Origin of the sequence: Pseudomonas paraeruginosa PA7 (assembly GCF_000017205.1) — a bacterium.
Classification (GTDB): Bacteria; Pseudomonadota; Gammaproteobacteria; order Pseudomonadales; family Pseudomonadaceae; genus Pseudomonas; species Pseudomonas paraeruginosa.
Genome location: NC_009656.1, coordinates 6,483,915 through 6,507,908, shown reverse-complemented (window position 1 = coordinate 6,507,908; position 23,994 = coordinate 6,483,915). Strand labels below are relative to the sequence as shown.

Here is a 23,994-nt window from a genome sequence, read left to right as displayed (position 1 = left end):
GGTGGATGCCGTGGAAAAGTTTTTCGCGGCGCGCTGAACTTTCCCGTTTTGCCGACAGTCAGAACACACGAATGGCTGATTGAGCCCTTCGATGCTCCTTTGCAGTGTTTAGTGTTGGCAGATTCCTGGACCCCGCCCTAGCGGTCCGGACTTGAACCCCGAACTTCCCCCTCCCCATACGAAGCTCGGGGTTTTTTTTGCCTGGAATTCAGGCTTCCCCGACCGGCTCTTCGTCCTCGTCCAGCAAGCCCAGCCATTGCGCCAAGACCATTTGCGCCTCGTCGACACCCTGGCGCTTGGGCGCGGAGAACAGCTGCAGGCTGGCGACATCGCCCCAGCCCTGCTGGACTTCGCGGCGCACCTTGAGCAGGGCGTTCTTCGCCGCGCCGAAGGCCAGCTTGTCGGCCTTGGTCATCAGCACATGGATCGGCAACTGGCTGGCCTGGGCCCAGTCCAGCATGAGGCGGTCGAAGTCGGTCAGCGGATGGCGGATGTCCATCATCAGGAACACCCCGGCCAGGCTTTCGCGGCTGCTCAGATAGGCTTCCAGATGGCGTTGCCAGTGCTGCTTGAGCGGGATCGGCACCTTGGCGTAGCCGTAGCCGGGCAGGTCGACCAGCCGCCGCGACTCGTCCAGGCTGAAGAAGTTGAGCAACTGGGTGCGGCCGGGGGTCTTCGAGGTACGTGCCAGGTTGGCGTGGGTGAGGGTGTTCAGCGCGCTCGACTTGCCGGCGTTGGAGCGTCCGGCGAAAGCGACTTCCAGGCCCTCGTCGGGTGGGCACTGGTCGACCTGGGCGGCGCTGATGAGAAAGCTGGCCTTCTGGCACAGGCCGACGATGGGGTTCTTCTCTGACATGGGTTATCCACAGGGGTGCGACTCGGTGTCGCGGGGGGCTGTTTCGTTTCCGTTTCGGTATCGGAAGTATATAATGCCGCGGATTTTGTGTGCGCTTTATCCCCCAGGGTCGAGCGCGCGCGGGAACGGACAGAGCATTTTTCCGCGCGGTAGAACGCGGGCGTTCCCCCTGATGAGGACGATCATGAAGAAACTGCTGCTCGCAGCGACAGTCGTTGCGGCGGCCGTTACGGCGCAGGCGGCGCAGGACCCGGAAGCAGTGTTCAACCGGACCTGTGGCGCGTGTCACGACGGCCAGCTGCCGACGGCGCCGAAAAAGGGCGACCATGCCGCCTGGGAGCCGCGGCTGGCCAAGGGCATGCCGACCCTGGTCCAGCATGTGACCAACGGATTCAACGCCATGCCGCCGCGCGGCCTGTGCACCGACTGCAGTGCCGAAGACTACCAGGCAACCATCCAGTGGATGGTGAAGAAGTAGCCGAAGCCCACTATCTTTCACCCTTAGCCGTAATTGGATTAGCTGATGAACAAACTTCTCGTGAGTCTGCTGTTGACCCTGGGTCTGACCGGCCTTGCCCATGCCGCTGGCGATGCCGCCGCGGGCCAGGCCAAAGCCGCGGTATGCGGCGCCTGCCACGGTGCGGATGGCAACAGCCCGGCGCCGAACTTCCCGAAACTGGCCGGCCAGGGCGAGCGTTACCTGCTCAAGCAGATGCATGACATCAAGGACGGCAAGCGTACCGTGCTGGAAATGACCGGCCTGCTGACCAACCTCAGCGACCAGGACCTGGCCGACATCGCCGCCTACTTCGCCAGCCAGAAGATGAGCGTGGGCATGGCCGATCCGAACCTGGTGGCCCAGGGTGAAGCGCTGTTCCGCGGCGGCAAGATCGCCGAGGGCATGCCGGCCTGCACCGGCTGCCATTCCCCGAGCGGCGTCGGCATCGCCACCGCCGGCTTCCCGCACCTGGGCGGCCAGCACGCGACCTACGTGGCCAAGCAACTGACCGACTTCCGCGAAGGCACCCGTACCAACGACGGCGACACCAAGATCATGCAGTCCATCGCCGCCAAGCTGTCGAACAAGGACATCGCCGCGATTTCCAGCTACATCCAGGGTCTGCACTGATCGCTGCGTAGCCTGGCAAAAAAAGATGTATGAAAAAGGGTGGCCTCGGCTGCCCTTTTTTGCATCCGCCATCGCTACAATGCCGGAACCCGTTACCGGTCGTCCGGGTCGAAACCCGGCCGGAGAGCGGCACAGACCTCGCCTAGGAGTGAACGATGCGTAACCTGATTCTCAGCGCCATGCTGGCCATGGTCAGCCTGTTCGGCATGACTGCCCAGGCCGACGAATATACCGCCGGCAAGGAATACACCGAACTCAGCAGCCCGGTGCCGGTGTCGCAGCCCGGCAAGATCGAAGTGGTGGAGCTGTTCTGGTACGGCTGCCCGCATTGCTATGCGTTCGAGCCGACCATCGTGCCATGGAGCGAGAAGCTGCCGGCCGACGTGCATTTCGTCCGCCTGCCTGCCCTGTTCGGCGGTATCTGGAACGTCCATGGGCAGATGTTCCTGACCCTGGAAAGCATGGGCGTCGAGCATGACGTGCACAATGCCGTGTTCGAGGCGATCCACAAGGAGCACAAGAAGCTCGCCACCCCGGAAGAAATGGCCGACTTCCTGGCCGCCAAGGGCGTGGACAAGGAGAAGTTCCTGAGCACCTATAATTCCTTCGCCATCAAGGGCCAGATGGAAAAGGCCAAGAAGCTGGCGATGGCCTACCAGGTCACCGGCGTACCGACCATGGTGGTCAATGGCAAGTACCGCTTCGACATCGGCTCCGCCGGTGGTCCGGAGGAAACCCTCAAGCTGGCCGACTACCTGATCGAGAAAGAGCGCGCAGCGGCCAAGAAGTAAGCAAGGTGATCCGGCATGTTGCGCCGCTGGCAGCGTGAACCTCGGGTCGCAGGCAGCTGCGACCCGCGAGTGAACCCCTCCTGTGACGACTCGCGGGAGTTGCCCGGCGACGGCCGTCTGCGCCTGCTGAGCTTCAATATCCAGGTCGGCATCAGCACCGAGCGCTACCGCCACTACCTGACCCGCGGCTGGCAGCACCTGCTGCCCCACGCGGGCCGCGCGACCAACCTCAAGCGTATCGGCGAGCTGCTCGCCGACTACGACCTGGTCGCCCTCCAGGAAGCCGACGGCGGCAGCCTGCGTTCCGGCTACGTCAACCAGGTCGAGCACCTGGCCCAGCTCGGCGCCTTCCCCTACTGGTACCAGCAGCTCAACCGCAACCTCGGGCGCATCGCCCAGCACAGCAACGGCCTGCTCAGCCGCTGGCGGCCGAGCCTGCTGGAAGACCACCCCTTGCCCGGCCCGCCGGGGCGCGGCGCGATCTTCGTGCGTTTCGGCGACGGGCCCGACGCGCTGGTGGTGGTGATGATGCACCTGGCCCTCGGCGCCCGCACCCGCACCCGCCAGCTCGCCTACATTCGCGAGCTGATCGGCGACTACCGCCACCAGGTGCTGATGGGCGACATGAACACCCATGCCGTCGATCTCCTGGAAAACTCGCCGCTGCGCGATCTCGGCCTGATGGCGCCGCAGGTCGAGGCGACCTTCCCCAGCTGGCGGCCGCAACGCAACCTCGACCACATCCTGCTCAGTTCCGACCTCGCGCTGGAGCGGGTCGATGTGCTCGACCAGCCGATCTCCGACCACCTGCCGGTGTCGGTCGAGATCCGTCTGCCGGACAACCTGCGCGACAGGGCCCTGGTCGTGAGCGACAGCGCCGGGAGCGCTTCATGAGTCGCGACGACGCCCAGCGCTGGAAAGACAAGTACCTGGAGAACATCGAGCAGCAGGAGCGCCTGCAGCGCCGCTGGGATGCGCGCATCGACCTGCTGCGTCGCGGCCTGGTGCGCAGCAGCCTGGCGGCCGAAGGCAGCGACAAGGCGGTCGACCTGTGCATGAAGGAGCTGCGCGAGATCATCCGCCGCGACGACATGGACGCCGGCCTGGCCGGCCTGATTCCCCGCCTGGAGAAGGCCGTGCTCGACTCCGAGCAACGTCGCCAGCAACGCACCCAGCAGAACATCGACGCCCTCGGCGAGCTTGCCCAGCAACTGCTGGCCCTCGACCTGCCGCGGGAGCTGCGCAAGCCGCTCAAGCAGTTCGCCCGCGATATCGAGGAGCGTGCCTGGCAGTCGCGCGAGATACCCATCCTGCTCGGCGAACTGAGCCGGTTGCAGCGCCAGGTCCTGGCCGAGCGCAAGGGCGGCGACGGCGACGACAGCCGGCCGAGTCTGCTGCAGCGCCTGTTCGGCGGCAAGGAGGCGGAAACCGCCGTGGCGCGGGCGAACCCAGCGCTACCCATGGCGTCGGCGGTCGCGCCAACCACCGGGCCCGCGCCTGTCGCTCAGCCTTTGCCGGTCGGCGCCGGTAGCCCGCGCGGCGAGGTGGAGGCCAGCGTCCCGGCAGGGTTATCCACAGCTCCGGAGAGCGTCGCCGCGGCGCCTCCGGCGCGACGTGGCGCGCTGGCCGCGCGCGGCGAGTCGAACCAGATCCGGCTGGAAGAGCCGCGGCCGATCTGGCTGGACAGCCTGCCCCTGCCAGGGGGCCTGGTTTTCCGCGAAACGCCCGGGGAGCCCTCGGTGGAGCAGGAGCTGGACATCGAGCCGGAAGAGCCGGGCGAGCCTGTGGACAACCTCGCCGAGGCGACGGCCGACGAGACCTACGCGCTGCCCCCGCCGATGCCCGAACCCGGCTACAGCGCGGTGGCGCCGCATATCGAGGCGAGCCTGCTGCGCCTGCTCGACGGCCTGTCCCTGCCGAGCAGCCACCAGCCCCAGGCCGAGGCGCTGCGGGTACGCATAGACGGCAGCCTGAACTGGTACGAACTGGTGCCGGTGCTGGACGACCTGGCGGTGCTGGTGCTGTCCCTGGCCGACAGCGGCCAGCGCGACTTCGAGGAATACCTGCGGCAGCTCAACGAGCGCCTGGAAAGCTTCCTTGGCCACCTGGGCGATGCCCACGCCGGCTACACCGGCGTGCTGGACAACGCGCGCGGCTTCGACCAGACACTGCGCGAGCAGGTCAGCGGCCTCCAGGCCAGCGTGCAGCAGGCGACCGACCTGGACAGCCTCAAGCTGGCGGTGGACAGCCGGCTCAACGGCTTGCTCGCCTCCATGGACGAACACCAGCGCGAACAGGCCGAACACGAGCAGGAAGTCTCCGGCCGCCTGCAGGCGCTGATGGAACGGGTCAACAGCATGGAGCAGGATGCCAAGGCATTCCACACCCACCTGGAGGACCAGCGACAGAAGGCCCTGACCGACCCGCTGACCGGCCTGCCCAACCGTGCCGCGCTCAGCGAGCGCCTGGAGCAGGAAGTGGCGCGCCGGCGCCGGGACGGCGGCGAGCTGCTGCTGGCGGTGCTGGACATCGACCACTTCAAGCGGATCAACGATGATTTTGGCCACCTGGCCGGTGACAAGGTGTTGAAGATCATCGCCGGCGAGTTGCGCAAACGGTTGCGCCAGGCCGATTTCATCGCCCGCTTCGGTGGCGAGGAGTTCGTCGTCCTGCTTCCGGCCACGCCGCTGGACGCCGGCCGGCAATTGCTCGAGCGGCTGCGCGCGGCGATCGCCGCCTGCCCCTTCCACTTCAAGGGCGAGCCCCTGAGCATCACCTGTTCCGCGGGGATAACCGCCTTCGTCGGCAACGAGGCTGGCGAGGCGGCGTTCGAACGTGCCGACCAGGCGCTGTATCGTGCCAAGCGCGCCGGCAGGGACCGCCTGGAAGTCGCCTGAAGCACGACCGGCGCACATTCCGGCGCCCGAGGCCGGCTGCGCCTGCAGTTCGCTCCCGCGCCCGGTAGAATGGCAGGCCATACCGTTCTGGAAACAGCCATGGATATGTTCGGCGTCGCCGTCCTGATCTTTCTGGTCACCGACCCCTTCGGCAACATCGCCGTGTTCCTCGCCGCGCTGAAAGGCGTCGCGCCCGGGCGCCGCCTGCGCGTGGCGTTCCGCGAGCTGGCCTTCGCCCTGGGCCTGCTGCTGCTCTTCCTCACCCTCGGCGAGCACATCCTCAGCGGTCTCGGGCTGTCCCGCGAGGCGACCGGAATCGCCGGCGGGATCATCCTGTTCGTGATCGCCATGCGCCTGATCTTCCCGTCTCCCCAGGGCCTGCTCGGCGAGGTGCCCGACGGCGAGCCGCTGCTGGTGCCGCTGGCGACGCCGGCGGTGGCCGGCCCTTCGGCGCTGGCGATGCTGATCACCCTGCGTACCACCTTCGACGGGCCGCTGTGGGAACTCTACCTGGCGGTGATCCTGGCCTGGGGCGCCACCGCCCTGATCCTGCTGCAGGCGGCGTTCCTCCAGCGTTTCCTCGGCCCGCGCGGGCTGACCGCCATCGAGCGCCTGGCCGGAATGCTGCTGATCATGCTCAGCGTCGATATGCTGCTGGACAACCTGCGCAGCGTGTTGCACATCGCCGCCTGACGGCGCTGCCTATTCATTCGGAGTCATCATGCGTTCGTTCATTTTCCTGGTTTTCACCCTGGCGCTGCTGGCCGGCTGCTCCAGCGGCCCGCGCCTGAACACCGACTACACCTCGGTGAACCAGGACAGCCGTGTCCAGTTCATCGTCCTGCACTACACCTCCACCGATCTGCCGCATTCGCTGGGCATCCTCACCCACGGCGGCGTCAGCGCGCACTATCTGATCGGCGACGACGAACCGGCCACCGTCTACCGCCTGGTGGACGAGAACCGTCGCGCCTGGCATGCCGGGGTCAGCGAATGGCAGGGGCGGACCTGGCTGAACGCCACCTCGATCGGCATCGAGATCGTCAACCAGGGCTATCGCGATACTCCTCAGGGGCGGGTCTGGTATCCGTTCAGCGAGGCGCAGATCCAGGCGCTGATCCCCCTGCTGAAGGACATCGCCAAGCGCCATGGCATCACCCCGGACCGGATCATCGGGCACAGCGACATCGCGCCGGGGCGCAAGGTCGATCCGGGCCCGCTGTTCCCCTGGAAGCGCCTCGCCGACGCCGGCCTGGTGCCCTGGCCGAAGCCCGGCGAACTGGCGCGCCGCCTGGCCGAGCTGAACGGACAGTTGCCGGATGTCCGCTGGTTCCAGCAGCAGCTGGCGCGGCACGGCTACCTGGTGCCGCAGACCGGGGTGCTGGAACAGGATACTCGCGACGTCATCGGCGCCTTCCAGATGAAGTACCGGCCGGCCCGCTTCGATGGCCAGCCGGACCTGGAAACCGCCGCGCTGCTGCTGGCGGTTCCCGCTTCCTAAGGCCGCTGGAAAAGCCTGCCGGCAGCGCCCGCTACACCGGCAGCAGCATGTAGAAGCGCGCCCCCTGGCCTGGCTGCGAGCGGACCGCGATGCGCCCGCCGTGCAGCTGGATGATCTCCTTGCACAGTGCCAGACCCAGTCCGGCGCCGCCTTTCTTGCGGCCGACCTGGACGAACGGCTCGAAGATCCGGCCCTGCTGGCTGAAAGGGATGCCTTCGCCGTTGTCTTCCACCGCGATCAGCACGCGATCGCCCTGGCGCCGCGCCTGCAGGTGGATCTGCCCGCTTTCGCTGCTGTGGCGCAGGGCGTTTTCCAGCAGGTTGTCGATTACCCGTTCTATCTGCAGGCGATCGAGCTGCAGGTGCGGCAATTCCTCGCCCAGTTCCAGTTCCAGGGAAACCCGGCGCGCCTCGCCCTTGGGCACGAAGCGTTGCTGCGCCTGGGTGAGCAGGTCGACGAGGTTGCAGGTCGTCAGCTCGAGTTTCTGCATGCCGGTCTGGTAGCGCGAGAAGTTCAGCAGGTCGTTGATCAACAGGACCAGCCGCGACATTTCCTCGTCCACCGTCTGGATCAGGTCCGCTTCCCGCGACTCGGCGGGGAAGTCCAGGCGTTCGCGGAGCAGGCTGAAGGCCATCTGCATGCCGGTCACCGGGGTGCGCAGCTCATGCGAGGCGCGCAGGACGAATTCGCTGCGGACCCGCTCGAAGGCTCGCTGCTCGGTGACGTCACGCACCACCAGCACCGCGCCGACGCTGTGTCCGCCGGGGTGGGTAACCGGATACAGCGACCAGGCCAGCAGTCGCGACTCGCCGGCGACATCCACTTCCAGGTCGGGCATCGCCTCGTCCTGGACCTCGCCCTGCAGGGCCTTTTCCACAGCCTCGCGCAGACCTTCATCGCCGAGGATCTCGTCGATCCGCTTGCCGTGGGGGTCGTTGCTGACGAACAGCTGGCGGATCGCCACTGGGTTGGCGTGTTCGATACGGCCCTGGTTGTCGAAGATCACCAGGCCATCGTCGATGCTGTCGAGCACCGCTTGCAGGCGCCGCTCGCCGGACAGCACTTCCTCGACGCTGGTCCGCCGGTATTGCCGCAGGGCTTCGGCCATCAGGCCGAAGCGGCGGGTCAGTTGGCCGACCTCGGCCAGGTTGGTCGTCGGCAGGGTCACGTCGAAGTCGCCTTTGCCGATCTTGTCCGCCGCGCGCGCCAGGGTCTCGATCGGCGCGCCGAAGCGGCGGGCGATGCTGTGGGCGGTGACGAAGCCGATCAGCAGGATGGCCACGCCCACCAGGCCGAGCAGGCCGGCGACCAGGTAGGCGCGATGGCGGGCGTTGGTCTCGGCGGCGCTGATGCCGGAGAGGGCCAGTTGGTGCAGGTCCTGCAGGCGCAGGCGGAGGGTGTTGAAGGCTTCGCTGAAATCGTCGCTGTCGTCCAGCGGTGCTTCGAGCAGGGGCGGGGTCTGCGCCTGCAACTGCCGGTAGGCGTCGCGAATGCCATCCAGCGCGGCCTGTTCCGCGCTGTCCACGGCATTCGAACGTCCCTGTTCGAGAACCCGGCGGAAGTCGTTCTGCGAACGTTCCAGGGCCTGGCCGTCGGGGTGTTCGCGAAGCAGGATGACCATCTGGTCGCCAAGCAACTGGCGTAGTTGCTGGCTGGCCTCGATGGTCGTGTAGTGGTGTGACATCCGTTGCTCCTGGGCCCGCCCGAGCTGCATCACGCTGAACAGCCCGAGCAGCAGGCCGAACAGCGAGACGGTGATCAGCGCGGAAATGCTGAGGAACAGCCGGGTCCGGAGTTTCATCGGCAACGGCATGTTCATAGGCCGTACTGCTTGCGCTTCCGGTACAGGGTCGAGGCGTCGATACCGAGGGTCTTGGCGGCCTGGTCGAGGGTGGCGCTGGAGGCCATCACCGCCGTTATATGGGCTTTCTCCAGGTCTTCCAGGCTCAGCGATTCACCGACTCGCGGAGCGCTGCTGGCCGATTGCGTGGCGCTGAAGCCGAGGTGGTCGAGATCCACCAGCTCATGATTGCAGATGATGCTGGCGCGCTCGATCACGTTGCGCAGCTCGCGGACGTTGCCCGGCCAGGAATATTGCCGCATGGCCTCGCGGGCGGCCTCGCTGAAGCCTCGGGCGGGACGGCCATAGTCCTTGACGAAGCGGGCGAGGAAACGCTCGGCCAGGCCGAGGATGTCCTCGGCGCGTTCGCGCAGGGGTGGCAGATTGAGGACGATGACATTGAGGCGGTAGAGCAGGTCCTCGCGGAACTGGCCCTGGGCGACCATCGCGCCGAGATCGCGGTTGGTCGCGGCGAGGATGCGCACGTCGGCGCGGCGGGTCACCGGGTCGCCGACGCGTTCGTATTCCTTGTCCTGGATGAAACGCAGCAGCTTGGGTTGCAGGGTCAGCGGGAAATCGCCGATCTCGTCGAGGAACAGGGTGCCGCCGTCGGCCTGGCTGACCCGGCCCAGGGTACTTTCGGTGGCCCCGGTGAAGGCGCCGCGGCTGTGGCCGAACAGTTCGCTTTCCATCAGTTCGGCGGTCAGCGACGGGCAGTTGATGGTGACCTGGGGTTTCTTCGCGCGCTTGCTCCAGGTATGGATGGCGCGCGCCAGCTCGCCCTTGCCGGAGCCGGACTCGCCGAGGATGAGGATATTGGCGTCGGTCGCTGCCACCTGGCGGGCGGTTTCCAGTACCGCGGCCATGGCCGGACTGTGCGACTCCAGGCCGTCACCCTGGCGGCGCATCTCGCCCTCCAAGGCTTCCAGGCGCGCGGTAAGCTGGCGCACCTCCAGTTGCTTGGCGGCGGCCAGGCGCAGTTGGTCGGGGCTGCAGGGCTTGACCAGGTAGTCCACCGCGCCAGCCTGCATGGCGTCGACCGCGGTATCCACCGCCGAATGCGCGGTGACGATCACCACGCGCATCCAGGGCGCCTGGACGCGCATCTGGGCGAGGACGTCGAGGCCGTTGTCCTCGCCCAGGCGCAGATCGAGGAAGCACAGGTCGAAGACCTGGCGCTGCAGCAGGGCCTCCGCTTGTGGCGCGCTGCTGGCGGTGGCCACGCTGTAGCCCTCGTCCTCCAGGCAGTAACGGAAAGTGCGCAGGATTGCCGATTCGTCATCGACCAGCAGGATGCGCCCCTGCTTTTCGGAAGTGGTTTCCATCGTTGCTTTTATCCTCCAGGGAACTCGCTGCCATACGGCCTCTGGGTTAGTCCGTGGAAAGCCCGTGCAAGTTGCAAGAGCGCCACGCCGCCCATCCGGAGCGGGCGGGGCCGACCTGCAAGCCGCTGGCGCGCCGGTTTTCGATTTTCGGGCCGCATGCCGGATGGCATCGCCTGGCCCGCTCCCTGTGCATGTGACAGCGTACCGCGGCGGTCGTGCAAAACGCCCGGAATAATTTGCGTCGTCGTGCAGGATGAACTGCATCGACTACCGAAAGGTATTTTCAACCAATTGAATTTAAAGAATTTTTATTTTTTGAAAAGGCTGGCATGAGGCGTGCAAAGAGGAGGTACGGTCTCCCTGCAGAGAAATGGACAAAGGCCGGTTCGCTACCCCGCGGGCAATCTCCCGAGGCGGTACGACAGTTCCGAAGGCACACAGGAGAAAACATCATGCTTAGTTGGGCAATCACCTTTCTGATCATCGCCATCATCGCCGCCGTCCTCGGGTTTGGTGGTATCGCGGGTGCAGCCACCGGAATCGCGAAGATCCTTTTCGTCCTGTTCCTGGTGCTCTTCGTGGTCTCGTTCTTCTTCGGACGCCGTCGCGGCTAGCCGGACGCCGAGGAGAAAGCGATGCGACTCATGCGCAACCTGATGAACGCACTGCTGCTCGGCGCCGCCGCCAGTTCGCTGGCGGTGGCGGCCGACAGGGATGGCGAATACCGTTTGAACGAACTGCAGAGCACCGACGCCGGGTATCGCAAGGCCTGGCAGAACCTGGTGGAAGACGAGAGCCGGCTGCCCGACTGGGTAATGAACCTTTCGGGGACCGCCACACCGATGCGCGCGGTCGACGACCAGGGCGACAAGTATCTGGTCGGCGGGCTCTGCGAGAAGTCCGACTGCAAGGGCCAGCGCCTGCTGGTTGCCTTCGACTGGGACAAGAGCCACGCCTACGGACTCTACGTGCAGGTGCCCGAAGGCCTGCCGCAGGACAAGTCGCCGAGCAAGCACGCCAGCTTCCGCTGGCTGGGCAAGCCGGAGCCCGCGGTACAGAAGATTCTCGACGAACAACTCAAGGCCGATCCGAACTGGTACTGACACGGGTCGGGCTTGCGTGACAACGCCCCGCTGGCAGCGGGGCATGGCCAGGGGACCGGGGTGCGCTGGATGAGGTCGATCCGGCGGGCTCCAGGGGTACAGGGAGTACCTCCTTCGGGGTCGGGCCAGGTGAAAACGCGCCGGAAGGGAGCGAACCGACGAGTCGCTCCTTTCCGGCGCGCTTCTATATATAGAAGGGCACGCCGTTCCGCCGCCCGGCGGAGCGGCGACCTCCGCGAGCATGCTCGGCGTACTTTCCTGATATCGATCAATGCCGACGACTGGCGAGGCCGTTTTACAATCGTCCATCCGCGCATTCCGAAGCACCCTCCGGAAGGACTTCACCATACGGTTATCCACAGAAAGCCACTTATCCACAGCAGAGGGTGTCACCTCGGCGACTCCGCCGCGTCCCCGCGACCATCCATCGCAGTCATGATGAGCGGGCTTCATCTTCCCAGGATGGACACCAGGCCCCAGGCCCGGCATGGAGTGCCTTCCGCTCCCTGTTCTTGAGTGAAAATCAAGGGCAATTTCCTGTGGGACGGACGTTTCATTAGTGATTTCTCATGCCGATTCGGCATGGGGCAGTCACTTACGGCATTAGACGGGGTAGGGGAGCGCATGAATCATTGCGCCCTTTCGCCTGTCGGGAGCGACTCTCCCGCTGGAGCGACTCCCGACTTCCACAAGAATTAAGGGTGACGAAACATGGGTAAAGCCAAGCTAAGCCTCGCCTGGCAGATCGTGATCGGTCTGGCACTCGGTATCGCCGTAGGCGCAGTGCTCAACCACTTCAGCGCCGAGAAGGCCTGGTGGATCGCCAACGTGCTGCAACCGGCCGGCGACATCTTCATCCGCCTGATCAAGATGATCGTGGTCCCGATCGTGATCTCCTCGCTGGTGGTCGGCATCGCCGGCGTCGGCGACGCGAAGAAGCTTGGCCGCATCGGCCTGAAGACGATCATCTACTTCGAGATCGTCACCACCGTCGCCATCGTCGTCGGCCTGCTGCTGGCCAACCTGTTCCAGCCCGGCACCGGCATCGACATGAGCACCCTGGGTACCGTGGACATCTCCCAGTACCAGAAGACCACCCAGGAAGTGCAGCATGACCATGCCTTCATCGCGACCATCCTCAACCTGATCCCGTCCAACGTCTTCGCCGCCATCGCCCGTGGCGAGATGCTGCCGATCATCTTCTTCTCGGTGATGTTCGGCCTTGGCCTGTCGAGCCTGCCCAACGACCTGCGCGAGCCGCTGGTGAAGGTGTTCCAGGGCGTCTCCGAAACCATGTTCAAGGTCACCCACATGATCATGAAGTACGCCCCGATCGGCGTCTTCGCCCTGATCGCGGTGACCGTCGCCAACTTCGGCTTCGCCTCGCTGCTGCCGCTGGCCAAGCTGGTGATCCTGGTCTACGTCGCCATCGCCTTCTTCGCCCTGGTGGTGCTGGGCCTGATCGCGCGGATGTTCGGCTTCTCGATCATGCGCCTGATCCGCATCTTCAAGGACGACCTGGTCCTGGCCTATTCCACCGCCAGCTCGGAAACCGTGTTGCCGCGCATCATCGAGAAGATGGAAGCCTACGGCGCGCCGAAGGCGATCAGCAGCTTCGTGGTGCCTACCGGCTACTCCTTCAACCTTGACGGCTCGACCCTGTACCAGAGCATCGCGGCGATCTTCATCGCCCAGCTCTATGGCATCGACCTGTCCATCGGCCAGCAGATCATGCTGGTGCTGACCCTGATGGTGACCTCCAAGGGCATCGCCGGCGTACCGGGCGTGTCATTCGTGGTGCTGCTCGCCACCCTGGGCAGCGTCGGCATCCCGCTGGAGGGCCTGGCCTTCATCGCCGGCGTCGACCGCATCATGGACATGGCGCGCACCGCCCTCAACGTGATCGGCAACGCCCTCGCGGTGCTGGTGATCTCCAAGTGGGAAGGCATGTACGACGCGGCCAAGGGCCAGCGCTACTGGGATTCGCTGCCGCACCTGCGTCAGGCGGTCGGCGAGGCCAAGGGCAAGCAGGCCACGATCGAGTAAGACGGACTTTGTCCAGCAGGCCCCGGCATCGTCCGGGGCCTCGTCGTTTCTGGCGCCGGCACCGCCTGCGCCGCTATCATCCGCGCAACGCGGGGGATTCTGAATGCTGAACGGCTTGTGGTTGGGTTTTTTCCTGGTGGCGGCGGCGAGCGCGTTGGCGCGCTGGTTGATCGGTGGCGACGCGACGGTGTTCGCGGCAATGGTGGAGAGCCTGTTCGCCATGGCCAAGCTGGCAGTCGAGGTGATGGTCCTGCTGTTCGGCACCCTGACGCTCTGGCTCGGCTTCCTGCGCATCGCCGAGAAGGCCGGGCTGGTGGAGCGCCTGGCGGTGCTGCTGGGGCCGCTGTTCCGCCGGCTGATGCCGGAAGTCCCGCCGGGGCATCCGGCGATCGGCCTGATCACCCTGAACTTCGCCGCCAATGGGCTGGGCCTGGACAACGCCGCCACGCCGATCGGCCTGAAGGCGATGAAGGCGTTGCAGGAGCTCAATCCCAGCAGCACCACGGCGAGCAACGCGCAGATCCTGTTCCTGGTGCTCAACGCCTCGTCGCTGACCCTGCTGCCGGTGACCATCTTCATGTACCGCGCGCAGCAGGGTGCGGCCGACCCGACCCTGGTGTTCCTGCCGATCCTCCTCGCCACCAGCGCCTCGACCCTGGCCGGCCTGCTGTCGGTGGCGCTGATGCAGCGCCTGCGCCTGTGGGACCCGGTGGTGCTGGCCTACCTGGTCCCCGGCGCGCTGTTGCTGGCCGGCTTCATGGCGCTGCTCGGCACCCTCTCGGCCAGCGCGCTGGCGCAACTGTCCTCGCTGCTGGGCAACCTGACGCTGTTCAGCCTGATCATCCTGTTCCTGGTCGTCGGTGCGCTGAAGAAGGTGCCGGTCTACGAGAGCTTCGTGGACGGTGCCAAGGAAGGCTTCGATGTCGCGAAGAACCTGCTGCCCTACCTGGTGGCGATGCTCTGCGCGGTCGGAGTGCTACGTGCCTCGGGGGCGCTGGAAGTGGTGCTCGACGGGGTCCGCTGGGTGGTCGAGGGAATGGGCTGGGACAGCCGCTTCGTCGAGGCGCTGCCCACCGCGCTGGTCAAGCCGTTTTCCGGCAGTGCGGCGCGGGCGATGCTGCTCGAGACCATGCAGACCCACGGTGTCGACAGCTTCCCGGCGCTGGTCGCCGCCACCGTGCAGGGCAGCACCGAGACCACCTTCTACGTGCTCGCCGTCTATTTCGGCTCGGTCGGCCTGCAGCGCGCCCGCCACGCGGTGGGCTGCGCGCTGGCCGCGGACCTGGCCGGGGTCGTCGCCTCGATCACGGTGTGCTACTGGTTCTTCGCCTGACGCCGCCAGGCTTCGGCGTCACTCGGTGACGTCGAAGCGCAGGCTGCCGATCATCTGCCCGGCCTCGGTGAGCACCTTCACCTGCCAGTGGCCGACCGGGTCGCCGGGGAAGTTCTGCTTGTGGGTCCAGGCCCGGTAGCCCTCCTTGCGGCCGCCGTGGATATCCAGGGCGATGCGGTCGAATTCCTTGCCGTTGAACATCCACACGTGATAGATGCGCTCGTCGAGGCCGCGCGGCGCATTGATCGCGGTGTAGGCGAACAGGCCCTGGCTGCGCAACTGGGCGGCGCCGACCTGCTCCAGGCTGTCGCCCGGGGTGCGGTTCTGGTCGTCGAACTGGCTGCTCACCGCGACTTCGGTCAGCCACAGGGTCGCCGGCGGCACCCAGGCGCGGCCGAACCAGCCGGCCAGGCCCACCGCCAGGGTCAGGCCAAGCAACAGGATGCCGCGCCACCAGTGCTGCAGCGGGAAGGTCACCAGCAGGCTGGGGAAGGACAGCGCGACCGCGATGCCCAGGGATAGCCGGTAGCTTTCCGGCGTGGTCAGGTGCAGCAGGATTGGCAACGAGGTCAGCAGCACGGCGAACAGGGTCAGGGTGTGGTAGGCGAGGAACACCCAGCGACGTTGGGCCAGCCAGCGGTAGTAGAGCGGGTCGGTGATGGAGACCAGCGCGGCGGCTGCAAGCGTGCCGGTGAACAGCGCCTGGCCGCTGTTCCAGGTGGTGGTGATGAGGAAGAACGGCAGGACGAAGAACAGGCTTTCCTGGTGGATCAGCTGGGTGGCGTAGCGCAGCAGCGGCGCCGGGATTTCCCAGCCGAAGCGGCGGGCGAAGGTTTCCCGCAGCAGATTCTCGAGGATCAACCAGACCCAACTGACCAGCATGATGATCGCCAGGACCTGGGCGAAGCCCTTCTGCCGGTCGACCATGATGAAGCTGAACACCCCCGAGCAGAAACCGAACAGGGCGATGGTGCGTGGATAGCGGGCCATCAGGCCGGTGACCAGGGTGATCAGTCGCTCCAGGCGGGCTTTCCAGGACATAGGGAAACGGGAAGACATGGTGGAAAGAAATTACCTGACAGAGAGGGAAATTCTACGGCAGTAGCGTCGGGCCGGCGAACCGCAGAACGCGGGCTTGGTACTGGCGCGGGTCGGGAAAAGAAGCAGATAAGTAATTTCATACATCTCTTTCGGAAAAATCCCATTAGATAAGCGTTCGAGTTCAAGGAGCATCGGAAATATCCAATTGCCGAGCTGACTGCTTCCATGAGTGCTTGTCTATCCAAGCTCACCAGACGTTCCCTTTTTGCCGTCGCCCTTCTGCCCGTGTCCGCCCGCGCGGGGCTGATGGATGTTTGCGTACCCGTGGGCTCGTCCAGCGTGCAGGTGGCATTTCCCGGACCGATCACGGTGCAGCGCGACGCGCCGGCAGGTACCGTCCTGGCGACCAGGGAAGTTCCCACCGCCATGGAGTGCGCCAACCTGTACTACCCGACCGGGAGCAAGGCGGTGTATTTCAAGTGGGGTTCCAACCCTTCGATCCAGTCTTTCTCCGCCCCGGGATATTCCGTGTACCCGACAGGGGTGGCGGGTGTGGGCCTGTACTGGGGTACCAGGAATCATGAGTCGGTGACCTACAACATGAGCGTCGGTTCGCTGAACGACGAGAGTTCCCTCCTCGAGGTACCGTTCCCCTATCTGCTGGGCTCGCGCACCTATCCCTTCACCCAGGTCTTCAAGCTGATCAAGACCGGGCCTGTCAGCGGCGGGACCTTCAGCTTTCCCAGTTTCAAGGTGATGACACGTCCGGTCTCGCTGCAGGGGGACTTCTACAAGAAGGACCTCTTCACCTTCAGTTTTTCGCCGGTCCAGGTGGTCGGCTCTTCCTGCGAGTTGAAGAACAGCGGCAAGACCGTCGACCTTGGCCAGGTCGAGGCCAGTGGTTTCAAGGGGCCGGGCACCACGCTGGGGGCCAGGGCGTTCGCCCTCGAACTCAACTGCACGCCGGGCGCCAGGATGAACCTGACTCTCGACAAGACTTTCCAGAACACCGGCTACGTGGGCACTATCAACCTGGTCAGCACTTCGAGCGCCAGCGGAGTGGGTATCCAGGTCCTCGATGCGGCCAACGGGCAACCCATCCCGTTGGGACAGGCGCATGCCATGGGCGTGGCCGCCAGTGGCGACACCTTGCTGGCGCTGGTGGCCCGCTACATCCAGACCGGCCAGCGGGTCGTTCCCGGCAAGGCGCAGGCGATCCTGAGCTTCACCCTCAGCTACAACTGAATCGCGAGGGGCACCGTGCACCGGATTGCGTACCGAAGCTTTCAGCCAGCTTTCAAAAGGCCTCTATCTGGCACCTTCCAGCCGATTTCTGTTGTTTCCTCGAGGTTTTTACACATATGGTTACAACTCGGTCGATGGATGACGTACCCGCCTGCGTGGCCATCGACGCCGCCATGGACCGCTTCCCCGTGTCTGCCTGAGTGTGTGTCCCATGGCCTCGAATAAATCCAAAGGCGTCGCCATTTTCCGTGTGGTCAGTGGCAACTTCCTCGAGATGTACGACTTCATGGTGTATGGCTTCTACGCCACCGCCATCGCCAAGACCTTCTTTCCCGGCGACAACCCGTTCGCCTCCCTGATGCTGGCCCTCGCCACCTTCGGCGCCGGCTTCCTGATGCGGCCGCTGGGGGCGATCCTCCTCGGCGCCTACATCGATCGCCACGGACGTCGTCGGGGCCTGATCATCACCCTCGGCCTGATGGCCATGGGCACCCTGCTGATCGCCTTCGTCCCCGGATATTCCACGCTGGGCGTGGCGGCGCCGCTGCTGGTGCTGTTCGGCCGCCTGCTGCAGGGCTTTTCCGCCGGTGTCGAGCTGGGCGGCGTGTCGGTCTATCTGTCAGAAATCGCCACGCCCGGACGCAAGGGCTTCTTCGTCAGCTGGCAATCGGCCAGCCAGCAGGTGGCGGTGGTCTTCGCCGGCCTGCTCGGCGTGCTCCTCAACCAGTGGCTGAGTCCGCAGGACATGGGCGAGTGGGGTTGGCGCGTGCCGTTCCTCATCGGCTGCCTGATCGTCCCGGCGCTGTTCGTCATCCGCCGCTCGCTGGAGGAGACCCCGGAGTTCGAGGCGCGTACCCACCGGCCGTCGTTGCCGCAGGTGCTGCGCTCGATCGGGCAGAACCTCGGCCTGGTCCTGGCCGGCATGGCGATGGTGGTGATGACCACCGTGTCGTTCTACCTGATCACCGCCTATACCCCGACCTTCGGCAAGAACGAACTGCATCTGTCGGACCTCGACAGCCTGCTGGTGACCATGTGCATCGGCCTGTCCAACTTCATCTGGCTGCCGGTGATGGGAGCCTTCTCCGACCGTGTGGGGCGCAAGCCCCTGCTGCTGGGAGCGTCCATCCTGGCGATGCTCACCGCCTACCCGGCGCTGTCCTGGCTGGTAAGCGAGCCGAGTTTCGCCGGCCTGCTCGGCGTCGAGCTGTGGCTGTCGTTCCTCTACAGCAGCTACAACGGCGCGATGGTGGTGGCGCTCACCGAGGTGATGCCGGCGGAGGTGCGCACCACCGGCTTCTCCCTGGCCTACAGCCTGGCCACCGCGACCTTCGGTGGCTTCACCCCGGCTGCCTGCACCTGGCTGATCCACGTCCTGGACAACCGCGCGGCACCGGGCATCTGGCTGAGCGGCGCGGCATTGCTCGGGCTGCTCGCCACCCTGGTGCTGTTCCGCCGGCGCGGCAAGCAGATCGCCGAGGCCGAGCTGGCCAACGCCTGAGGCATCCGGTCGCACGCCGTGCGTCGGCTCCCGCGGGAGCCGCGCCGACGGCGTTGATGTCGATCAACCGGTGTCGCGCCAAACCGCGTAGACAGGAAGCCAGTAGCCGTACCGACTTTCTTTTACGGAGATCGCATCATGTCCAATGTACAAAATGCCAGCCGGTCTTCTGCGTTCGCGGCGGTGGAGGGCGACCACTGGGTCGAGTCCCTCGACGATGGCCGCCACGTGCTGATCCGTCCCCTGCGCGAGGAGGACCGGGAGCGTGAACGCCAGTTCATCAACCGGCTGTCCCCGGCGACCCGCCACTTCCGCTTCCTCGGCGAGATCAAGGAAGCCAGTCCGGCGCTGCTCGACCAGTTGATGGATATCGACTACCAGCAGAGCATGGCCTTCGTCGCCCTGGTGCACGAGGACGGCGAGCTGCGCGAGGTCGGCATCAGCCGCTACGCCGCCTGCTGCGAGGAAGGGCAGTGCGAATGCGCGGTGACCATCGCCGACGATTACCAGGGCCTCGGGCTGGACGCCGTGCTGATGCGCCACCTGATCGATGTGGCGCGGCGCAACGGCTTCCGCCAGATGTACTCGGTGGATTCGGCGGCCAACCGGGCGATGCGCGATCTCTGCTGCGCATTGGGCTTCGTCGGCCAGCGCGATCCGGACGACTCGACCCAGGTCATCCACCGCCTGGCCCTGTAGCGCGCTCAGGCGCGCCGGCGGCGCAGGCCGAACCAGAGCAGGCCGCTGGCCAGCAGGCCGGCGGCGAGCAGCAGCGGATAGAGCATGTCGTCGTCGAACAGCGGCTTTTCGATGCGCAGGTAGCCCTCGCCGTCGAACAGCCGTTGCGCCAGCGCGTCCACCTGTTGTTTCCGGACCTTGGCCAGGCGTCGCTCCTCGTCGGGGAAATGGCCTTCCTCGTAGTCGGCCAGCGAGCCCCAGTAATAGTCAGCCAGCGCCGCGTTGCCCTGGGTGCTCCAGGCCAGCCTGGCGCGCTCGGCGTATTGCACCCGCTTGAAACGCCCCGGGTCCAGGCCATGCTGGCGGATGCCGTCGAGCAGTTCGCGCAGGGCGGCCTCGGTGGCCGGCAAGTCGCCGCGCTCGACATCCGCGTCGAGGCTGAAGAAGCCCTGGTTGGCGAACACCTGGCGATCGGTCGACGGCCCGTAGGTGAGTCCGCGACGGACGCGCAGGTCGGCGTACAGCGCGTCGTTCATATAGGCCTGGAGCAGGACCATGGCGTCCGGGTCGGCGTCGTCCGGCTCGGGGAAGATCCAGTGCAGCATCGCGCCTTCGCCGAACAGCCGGGTGAGCAGGGTGCGCCTGGCCTCGGCGTGGCCGTTGGCCGCTGGCAGCTCTCGACGCTCGGGGACCTCCTGGTCCTGCAGGGCGCCGAAGGTGCGGGTCAGGTAGGCCGGCAGGCGCGGGTCGAGATCGCCGACCATGATCAGGGTCATGTTGCCCGGCACGTACCAGTCGCTGCGCAACCGCTCCAGCTGCTCGGCGCTGAGCGGCGCCAGCGGCGCGCGCTGGGAGCAGGCCAGGCCCAGCTCCACCGCCAGCTGGTCCATGGCGCCGCGGCCGAGGTTCTCGCGGTCGAGCCAACGTTGCAGGTGCGAGTAATGGCCGCCGCCCTCGCGCTCGATCACCCGCTTGGCGGCGGCGATGCGCGGTTCGTCCAGTTCGGTGCGGGTGATGGTATCCAGCAGCAGGTCAAGGACCTGGCGCTGGGTAGCGGCCGGCGCCTCGATGACGAAGGTGGTGTCGCCCTCGCTGGTGTAGGCGTTCCACTGGCCGCCCAGGGCTTGCATGCGGGCCTCCAGGTCGGCCTCGTCGCCGCCGTCCAGGCCGCTGAAGAACAGGTGCTCGAGCAGGTGCGGCAGCTGCTTTTCACGGCACGAGAAGTCGGCGAAGCCGACCCCCACCACCAGCCGGATCGAGACGTGCCGGCGCTGCTCGGTGGGCTTGAGCAGCACGCCCATGCCGTTTTCCAGCTGAAAGGCTTCGACCTCGCTGCGCTGGTCGGCGTACGACCAGGGGCAGAGCAGACAGAACAGCAGCAGGGTGGACAACGAACGCATGGGCCGGGCCTGGAACCGAAAATACCGAGAATAGCGGATGCTTCATGACGAACCTACCCGCAGAACGGCTAATGTCGCGAGCGGCGCGGCTCCGCCGGTTCCTTCGCGAGCGCCGGTTCGGCCAGGGCCGACGAGGTCATGTCGTCGACCTCGTCGGCCCAGTCGTCGTCCGTCTCGCGGCTGCGCTCGTCGGCGGCGCTGTGTGGCGCGTCGGGATTGTCCAGCACGGCGTAGGCGATGGCGCAGAACAGCGAGTTGAGGCGCTTCATGTCGCTGATCAGGTCCAGGTGCAGGGAGCTGGTCTCGATACTCTGCACCACCTGCTGGTGCAGGCGGTCCACGTGGGCATGGGCATAGCGCCGCTCCTGCAGGCGGAAGCGCTGCTTGGCCCGGCGCAGGCGCTTGGCGCTGTCGAGGTCGCCATTGAGGAACACCGAGAGACCCAGGCGCAGGTTGGCGATCAACTGCTGGTACAGGGTGCCGATCTCCTCCAGGCCGGTGTCGGAGAAGGAGCGGCTGCGCGAGGTCTTCTTGTCCTGCACGGCGGCGAGCATGTGCTCGATGATATCCCCGGCCTGCTCCAGGTTGATCGCCAGCTCGATGATTTCCGCCCAGCGCCGGCTGTCGCGCTCCGACAGGTCCTCGCGCGGCATCCGCGCCAGGTACAGCTTGATCGCGGTATAGAGGGCGTCGACATCATCGTCGAGCTTGCGGATGTTCTTGCCCAGCAGCGGGTCGCCGCCGCGGATGATCTGCATCAGGTCATTGAGCATCTGCTCGACGATGTCGCCCATGCGCAGGGTCTCGCGCACTGCGTTGGCCAACGCCAGGCTCGGTGTGTCGAGGGCGGCGGGGTCGAGGTGGCGGGGCCGGGCGACGTCGTCGGGCTGCGCGCGGTCGGGCATCACCCGGGTGCAGAAGCTGGCCATGGCGTTGGTCAGCGGCAGGCAGGCCAGGCAGCGGGCGGCGTTGTAGAGTACGTGGAAGGCGATCACCAGTTCGGCGGTGCTGAACTGCCAGTGGTCCATCCAGTCCGCCAGCGGGCCCACCAGCGGCAGCACCAGCAGGCAACCGGCGATCTTGAACAGCAGGCTGCCGAGGGCCACCCGGCGTCCGGCGGCGTTCTGCGCGGTGGCGCTGAGCATGGCCAGGATGCCGCTGCCGAGGTTGGCGCCGACCACCAGGCACAGCGCGACCTTCAGCGAGATCACCTTGGACGCGGCGAGGGTCGCGGTGAGCAGCACGGCGGCGAGGCTGGAATAGGAAATCATGGCGAACAGCGCGCCGGTCAGCGCATCGAGCATGATGTCGCCGGTCAGGCTGGAGAACAGTACCTTGACGCCCTTGGCCTGGGTCATCGGCTCGGCGGCGGCGACGATCAGCTGCAACGCCAGGATGATCAGGCCCAGGCCGATGAACACCCGGCCGAGCTGGCCAAGGCGGGTCTGCTTGCGGCTGAGGAAGAAGATCACGCCGAAGAAGATCAGCAACGGTGACAGCCAGGACAGGTCGAGGGTCAGCACCCGCGCCATGAGGGCGGTGCCGACGTCGGCACCGAGCATGATCGCCAGCGCCGGGGCCAGCGCCATCAGGCCCTGGGCGACGAAGGAGGTGGCCAGCAGGGCGGTGGCGTTGCTGCTCTGCACCAGGGCGGTGACGCCGATCCCGGCGGCGAACGCCAGCGGGCGCCTTTCCACGCTGCGACTGAGGATGCGCCGCAGGTCGGCACCGTAGACCCGGAGAATACCGCTGCGCACGATATGCGTGCCCCATACCAGCAGGGCGACGGCGGAGAGCAGGTCGAGCAGTTTCAGCATGGCGTGGCCCCCTGGCACTTCGACGAATGGCCAACCTCGCGCCAGGTTCCGTACGGCAGGCACCCGTGCCCGGCGTCCTTTCCCGGACCCGGAGGGCGCCGACGGCCACGGTGGAACGACAGCGTTCAGGCATTTTGTAACACGAACGTCATATTTGGACCGATGTCCCCCGCGGGAGTTCGTCCCGATGGCCTGAACGCCGGGGCGCTTTCCCTCCAGTTAAGTGTGCGCGCCGGGGAGCGGCGAGGATTTTTTCGCCGCGACCGGGCGTCCGCCCGATGCGTACGTTTGCGCCACAGGCCATGGAATTGGGCGACAGGAAAGGTATCCTTTGCGCCTTTAAAAAGCCCCGGTCTAGAGGGATGTAGAGGAGTGGTGCGGATGCGATTTGCGGGGATCAGTGGCTGCCTCTCGGCAGCGGTGTTGGCGCTGGGGCTGGGAGCGGCGACGGAGGCACGGGCCGATGCGCTGGGCGACAGTCTGGAGCAGGCGCACATTCGCAAGGCGACCTTCGCCGCGCCGGTCTGGGAAGGCTACACCAACGCCGACGGCAGCGGCCTGTACTGGGACCTGTTGAAACAGGTCTACGCGCCCTATGGCCTCGACCTGAAGTTCATGAACATGCCCTGGAACCGGGCCAACAAGCTGATGACCGCGGGCTCGATGGTCGACGGCGTGCCCGGCGAGATTCCGGGGGTGGAAGGCAAGCTGTACGCCCAGCTGCCGATCGATATCGAGTACCACGGCGTGATGCATGCGGCGAAGACGCCGTTCTCCGGCCGCGCCAGCCTGACCGGCAAGCGCGTCGGCTGGCGCCACAGCTACAACCTGATCCCGCTCGAGCAGCGCGACTTCACCCTGGTCGAGTGCATTCGCCCGGAGCGCTGCACCGAGCAGTTGCAGGCCGGCGAGCTGGACTTCTTCCTCGACGAGCCGGACGAGCTGCAGGTGCAGCGCAGCGAAGCGCGCCTGGCAGCGGATGCCTATCCCATCGCGCAACTGCCACCGGGCAAGGAGTCCTTCATGACCTTCGCCGACAGTGCCAGCGGACGCCTGCTGCGCGAGGTCTATGACGCGCGGGTGCGGCAGATGGCCGAATCCGGCGAGCTGCGCACTCTCTACCAGCGCTGGAACAGCGAGATGCCGGGGGCCGTGCAGGCGCTCTCCGGTCAGTGACGCGCCCCGCGTTTCCGCTGCGCGGCCCCGATGGGGGTTGCGCAGCGGGAATGAAACACCTAGGATTCGCCTTTCATTTCCCGCTCACGCACCGCAAAGGAGGTTACATCGATGATTCAGTTCTCTACCCTTTGCAGGCTGCGCCTGGCCTAACGGCCACCGAAACCTACCGCTCGACCCCCTGCAACGCTGAACGATTCCCGCCCTTGCCACCGCGCAAGTCTCCGGCGAGGGGTCATCGGCTGCCGCGGTCACCGCTCCCCAGGTTTTCACCTTTCCGTTAGACGCCCTTCGCCCATCCGCGAGTGCCCGCTC

Annotated in this window: 21 protein-coding genes; 15 read left to right on the top strand and 6 right to left on the bottom strand. The window is 66.1% G+C overall.

Annotated elements, in window-relative coordinates:
* Nucleotides 1–208 precede the first annotated feature (208 nt).
* Nucleotides 209–856 carry a ribosome biogenesis GTP-binding protein YihA/YsxC gene (gene yihA / locus PSPA7_RS30010; RefSeq protein ID WP_012078054.1) on the bottom strand — a complete coding sequence of 216 codons (648 nt, stop codon included), beginning with the start codon at nt 854–856 and terminating at the stop codon, nt 209–211.
* A 184-nt stretch (nt 857–1,040) separates the two neighbouring features.
* On the opposite strand from yihA, the gene PSPA7_RS30005 reads away from it, so the two are divergent.
* From PSPA7_RS30005 to ampDh2, 7 genes are all read left to right on the top strand, one after another.
* The gene (locus PSPA7_RS30005; RefSeq protein ID WP_012078053.1) at nt 1,041–1,334 is read left to right on the top strand and encodes a c-type cytochrome; all 294 of its coding nucleotides are present in this window, start codon (nt 1,041–1,043) and stop codon (nt 1,332–1,334) included.
* Nucleotides 1,335–1,379: 45 nt separating this feature from the next.
* Entirely contained in the window at nt 1,380–1,985 is a 606-nt protein-coding gene (locus tag PSPA7_RS30000) for a c-type cytochrome (protein WP_003102831.1), read from the top strand.
* 155 nt (nt 1,986–2,140) lie between these two features.
* On the top strand, nt 2,141–2,776 hold the full coding sequence (gene dsbA / locus PSPA7_RS29995) for a thiol:disulfide interchange protein DsbA (protein ID WP_012078052.1): 636 nt from the start codon (nt 2,141–2,143) through the stop codon (nt 2,774–2,776).
* 15 nt (nt 2,777–2,791) lie between these two features.
* The gene (locus tag PSPA7_RS29990) at nt 2,792–3,670 is read left to right on the top strand and encodes an endonuclease/exonuclease/phosphatase family protein (RefSeq protein ID WP_003155459.1); all 879 of its coding nucleotides are present in this window, start codon (nt 2,792–2,794) and stop codon (nt 3,668–3,670) included.
* Nucleotides 3,667–5,673, top strand: a complete 2,007-nt coding sequence (locus PSPA7_RS29985; protein WP_012078050.1) for a GGDEF domain-containing protein — start codon at nt 3,667–3,669, stop codon at nt 5,671–5,673. The genes PSPA7_RS29990 and PSPA7_RS29985 overlap by 4 nt, the downstream gene beginning before the upstream one ends.
* Before the next feature lie 99 nt (nt 5,674–5,772).
* The gene (locus PSPA7_RS29980; protein WP_012078049.1) at nt 5,773–6,366 is read left to right on the top strand and encodes a MarC family protein; all 594 of its coding nucleotides are present in this window, start codon (nt 5,773–5,775) and stop codon (nt 6,364–6,366) included.
* Nucleotides 6,367–6,394: 28 nt separating this feature from the next.
* Entirely contained in the window at nt 6,395–7,174 is a 780-nt protein-coding gene (ampDh2, locus tag PSPA7_RS29975; RefSeq protein ID WP_012078048.1) for an N-acetylmuramoyl-L-alanine amidase AmpDh2, read from the top strand.
* A gap of 31 nt (nt 7,175–7,205) precedes the next feature.
* Here ampDh2 and PSPA7_RS29970 read toward each other — a convergent pair whose 3' ends face one another.
* On the bottom strand, nt 7,206–8,993 hold the full coding sequence (locus PSPA7_RS29970; RefSeq protein WP_012078047.1) for a KinB sensor domain-containing domain: 1,788 nt from the start codon (nt 8,991–8,993) through the stop codon (nt 7,206–7,208).
* Nucleotides 8,990–10,339: a sigma-54-dependent response regulator transcription factor AlgB gene (gene algB, locus PSPA7_RS29965; RefSeq protein WP_003156906.1), complete on the bottom strand. Its 1,350-nt coding sequence runs from the start codon at nt 10,337–10,339 to the stop codon at nt 8,990–8,992. The genes PSPA7_RS29970 and algB overlap by 4 nt, the downstream gene beginning before the upstream one ends.
* 452 nt (nt 10,340–10,791) lie before the next feature.
* Between algB and PSPA7_RS29960 the strand changes: the two genes are divergently transcribed.
* The 4 genes from PSPA7_RS29960 (at nt 10,792) to PSPA7_RS29940 (ending at nt 14,821) form a co-directional block, all read left to right on the top strand.
* Nucleotides 10,792–10,953, top strand: a complete 162-nt coding sequence (locus tag PSPA7_RS29960) for a DUF1328 domain-containing protein (protein WP_003096961.1) — start codon at nt 10,792–10,794, stop codon at nt 10,951–10,953.
* A gap of 21 nt (nt 10,954–10,974) precedes the next feature.
* Nucleotides 10,975–11,442: an inhibitor of vertebrate lysozyme family protein gene (locus PSPA7_RS29955; protein ID WP_003156905.1), complete on the top strand. Its 468-nt coding sequence runs from the start codon at nt 10,975–10,977 to the stop codon at nt 11,440–11,442.
* A gap of 711 nt (nt 11,443–12,153) precedes the next feature.
* The gene (gene gltP / locus PSPA7_RS29945; RefSeq protein ID WP_003156903.1) at nt 12,154–13,488 is read left to right on the top strand and encodes a glutamate/aspartate:proton symporter GltP; all 1,335 of its coding nucleotides are present in this window, start codon (nt 12,154–12,156) and stop codon (nt 13,486–13,488) included.
* A gap of 103 nt (nt 13,489–13,591) precedes the next feature.
* Nucleotides 13,592–14,821 carry a spore maturation protein gene (locus PSPA7_RS29940; RefSeq protein WP_003156901.1) on the top strand — a complete coding sequence of 410 codons (1,230 nt, stop codon included), beginning with the start codon at nt 13,592–13,594 and terminating at the stop codon, nt 14,819–14,821.
* 18 nt (nt 14,822–14,839) lie between these two features.
* Here PSPA7_RS29940 and PSPA7_RS29935 read toward each other — a convergent pair whose 3' ends face one another.
* Nucleotides 14,840–15,880, bottom strand: a complete 1,041-nt coding sequence (locus PSPA7_RS29935) for a DUF5924 family protein (protein ID WP_034000261.1) — start codon at nt 15,878–15,880, stop codon at nt 14,840–14,842.
* A gap of 306 nt (nt 15,881–16,186) precedes the next feature.
* Between PSPA7_RS29935 and PSPA7_RS31790 the strand changes: the two genes are divergently transcribed.
* From PSPA7_RS31790 to PSPA7_RS29920, 3 genes are all read left to right on the top strand, one after another.
* Entirely contained in the window at nt 16,187–17,107 is a 921-nt protein-coding gene (locus PSPA7_RS31790; protein WP_012078043.1) for a fimbrial protein, read from the top strand.
* Between the two features lie 211 nt (nt 17,108–17,318).
* The gene (locus tag PSPA7_RS29925) at nt 17,319–18,608 is read left to right on the top strand and encodes an MFS transporter (RefSeq protein WP_003151041.1); all 1,290 of its coding nucleotides are present in this window, start codon (nt 17,319–17,321) and stop codon (nt 18,606–18,608) included.
* Nucleotides 18,609–18,746: 138 nt separating this feature from the next.
* Entirely contained in the window at nt 18,747–19,307 is a 561-nt protein-coding gene (locus PSPA7_RS29920; RefSeq protein WP_003096934.1) for a GNAT family N-acetyltransferase, read from the top strand.
* 5 nt (nt 19,308–19,312) lie between these two features.
* Here the strand turns inward: PSPA7_RS29920 and PSPA7_RS29915 are convergent, their stop codons facing one another.
* Nucleotides 19,313–20,686, bottom strand: a complete 1,374-nt coding sequence (locus PSPA7_RS29915) for a M16 family metallopeptidase (protein WP_012078042.1) — start codon at nt 20,684–20,686, stop codon at nt 19,313–19,315.
* A 68-nt stretch (nt 20,687–20,754) separates the two neighbouring features.
* Nucleotides 20,755–22,503: a Na/Pi cotransporter family protein gene (locus PSPA7_RS29910; RefSeq protein WP_003151046.1), complete on the bottom strand. Its 1,749-nt coding sequence runs from the start codon at nt 22,501–22,503 to the stop codon at nt 20,755–20,757.
* A gap of 375 nt (nt 22,504–22,878) precedes the next feature.
* Here PSPA7_RS29910 and PSPA7_RS29905 point away from each other — a divergent pair, with 375 nt between their 5' ends.
* Complete coding sequence (locus PSPA7_RS29905) at nt 22,879–23,679, top strand: transporter substrate-binding domain-containing protein (protein ID WP_074197253.1); 801 nt, start codon at nt 22,879–22,881, stop codon at nt 23,677–23,679.
* The last annotated feature ends 315 nt before the right edge of the window (nt 23,680–23,994 follow it).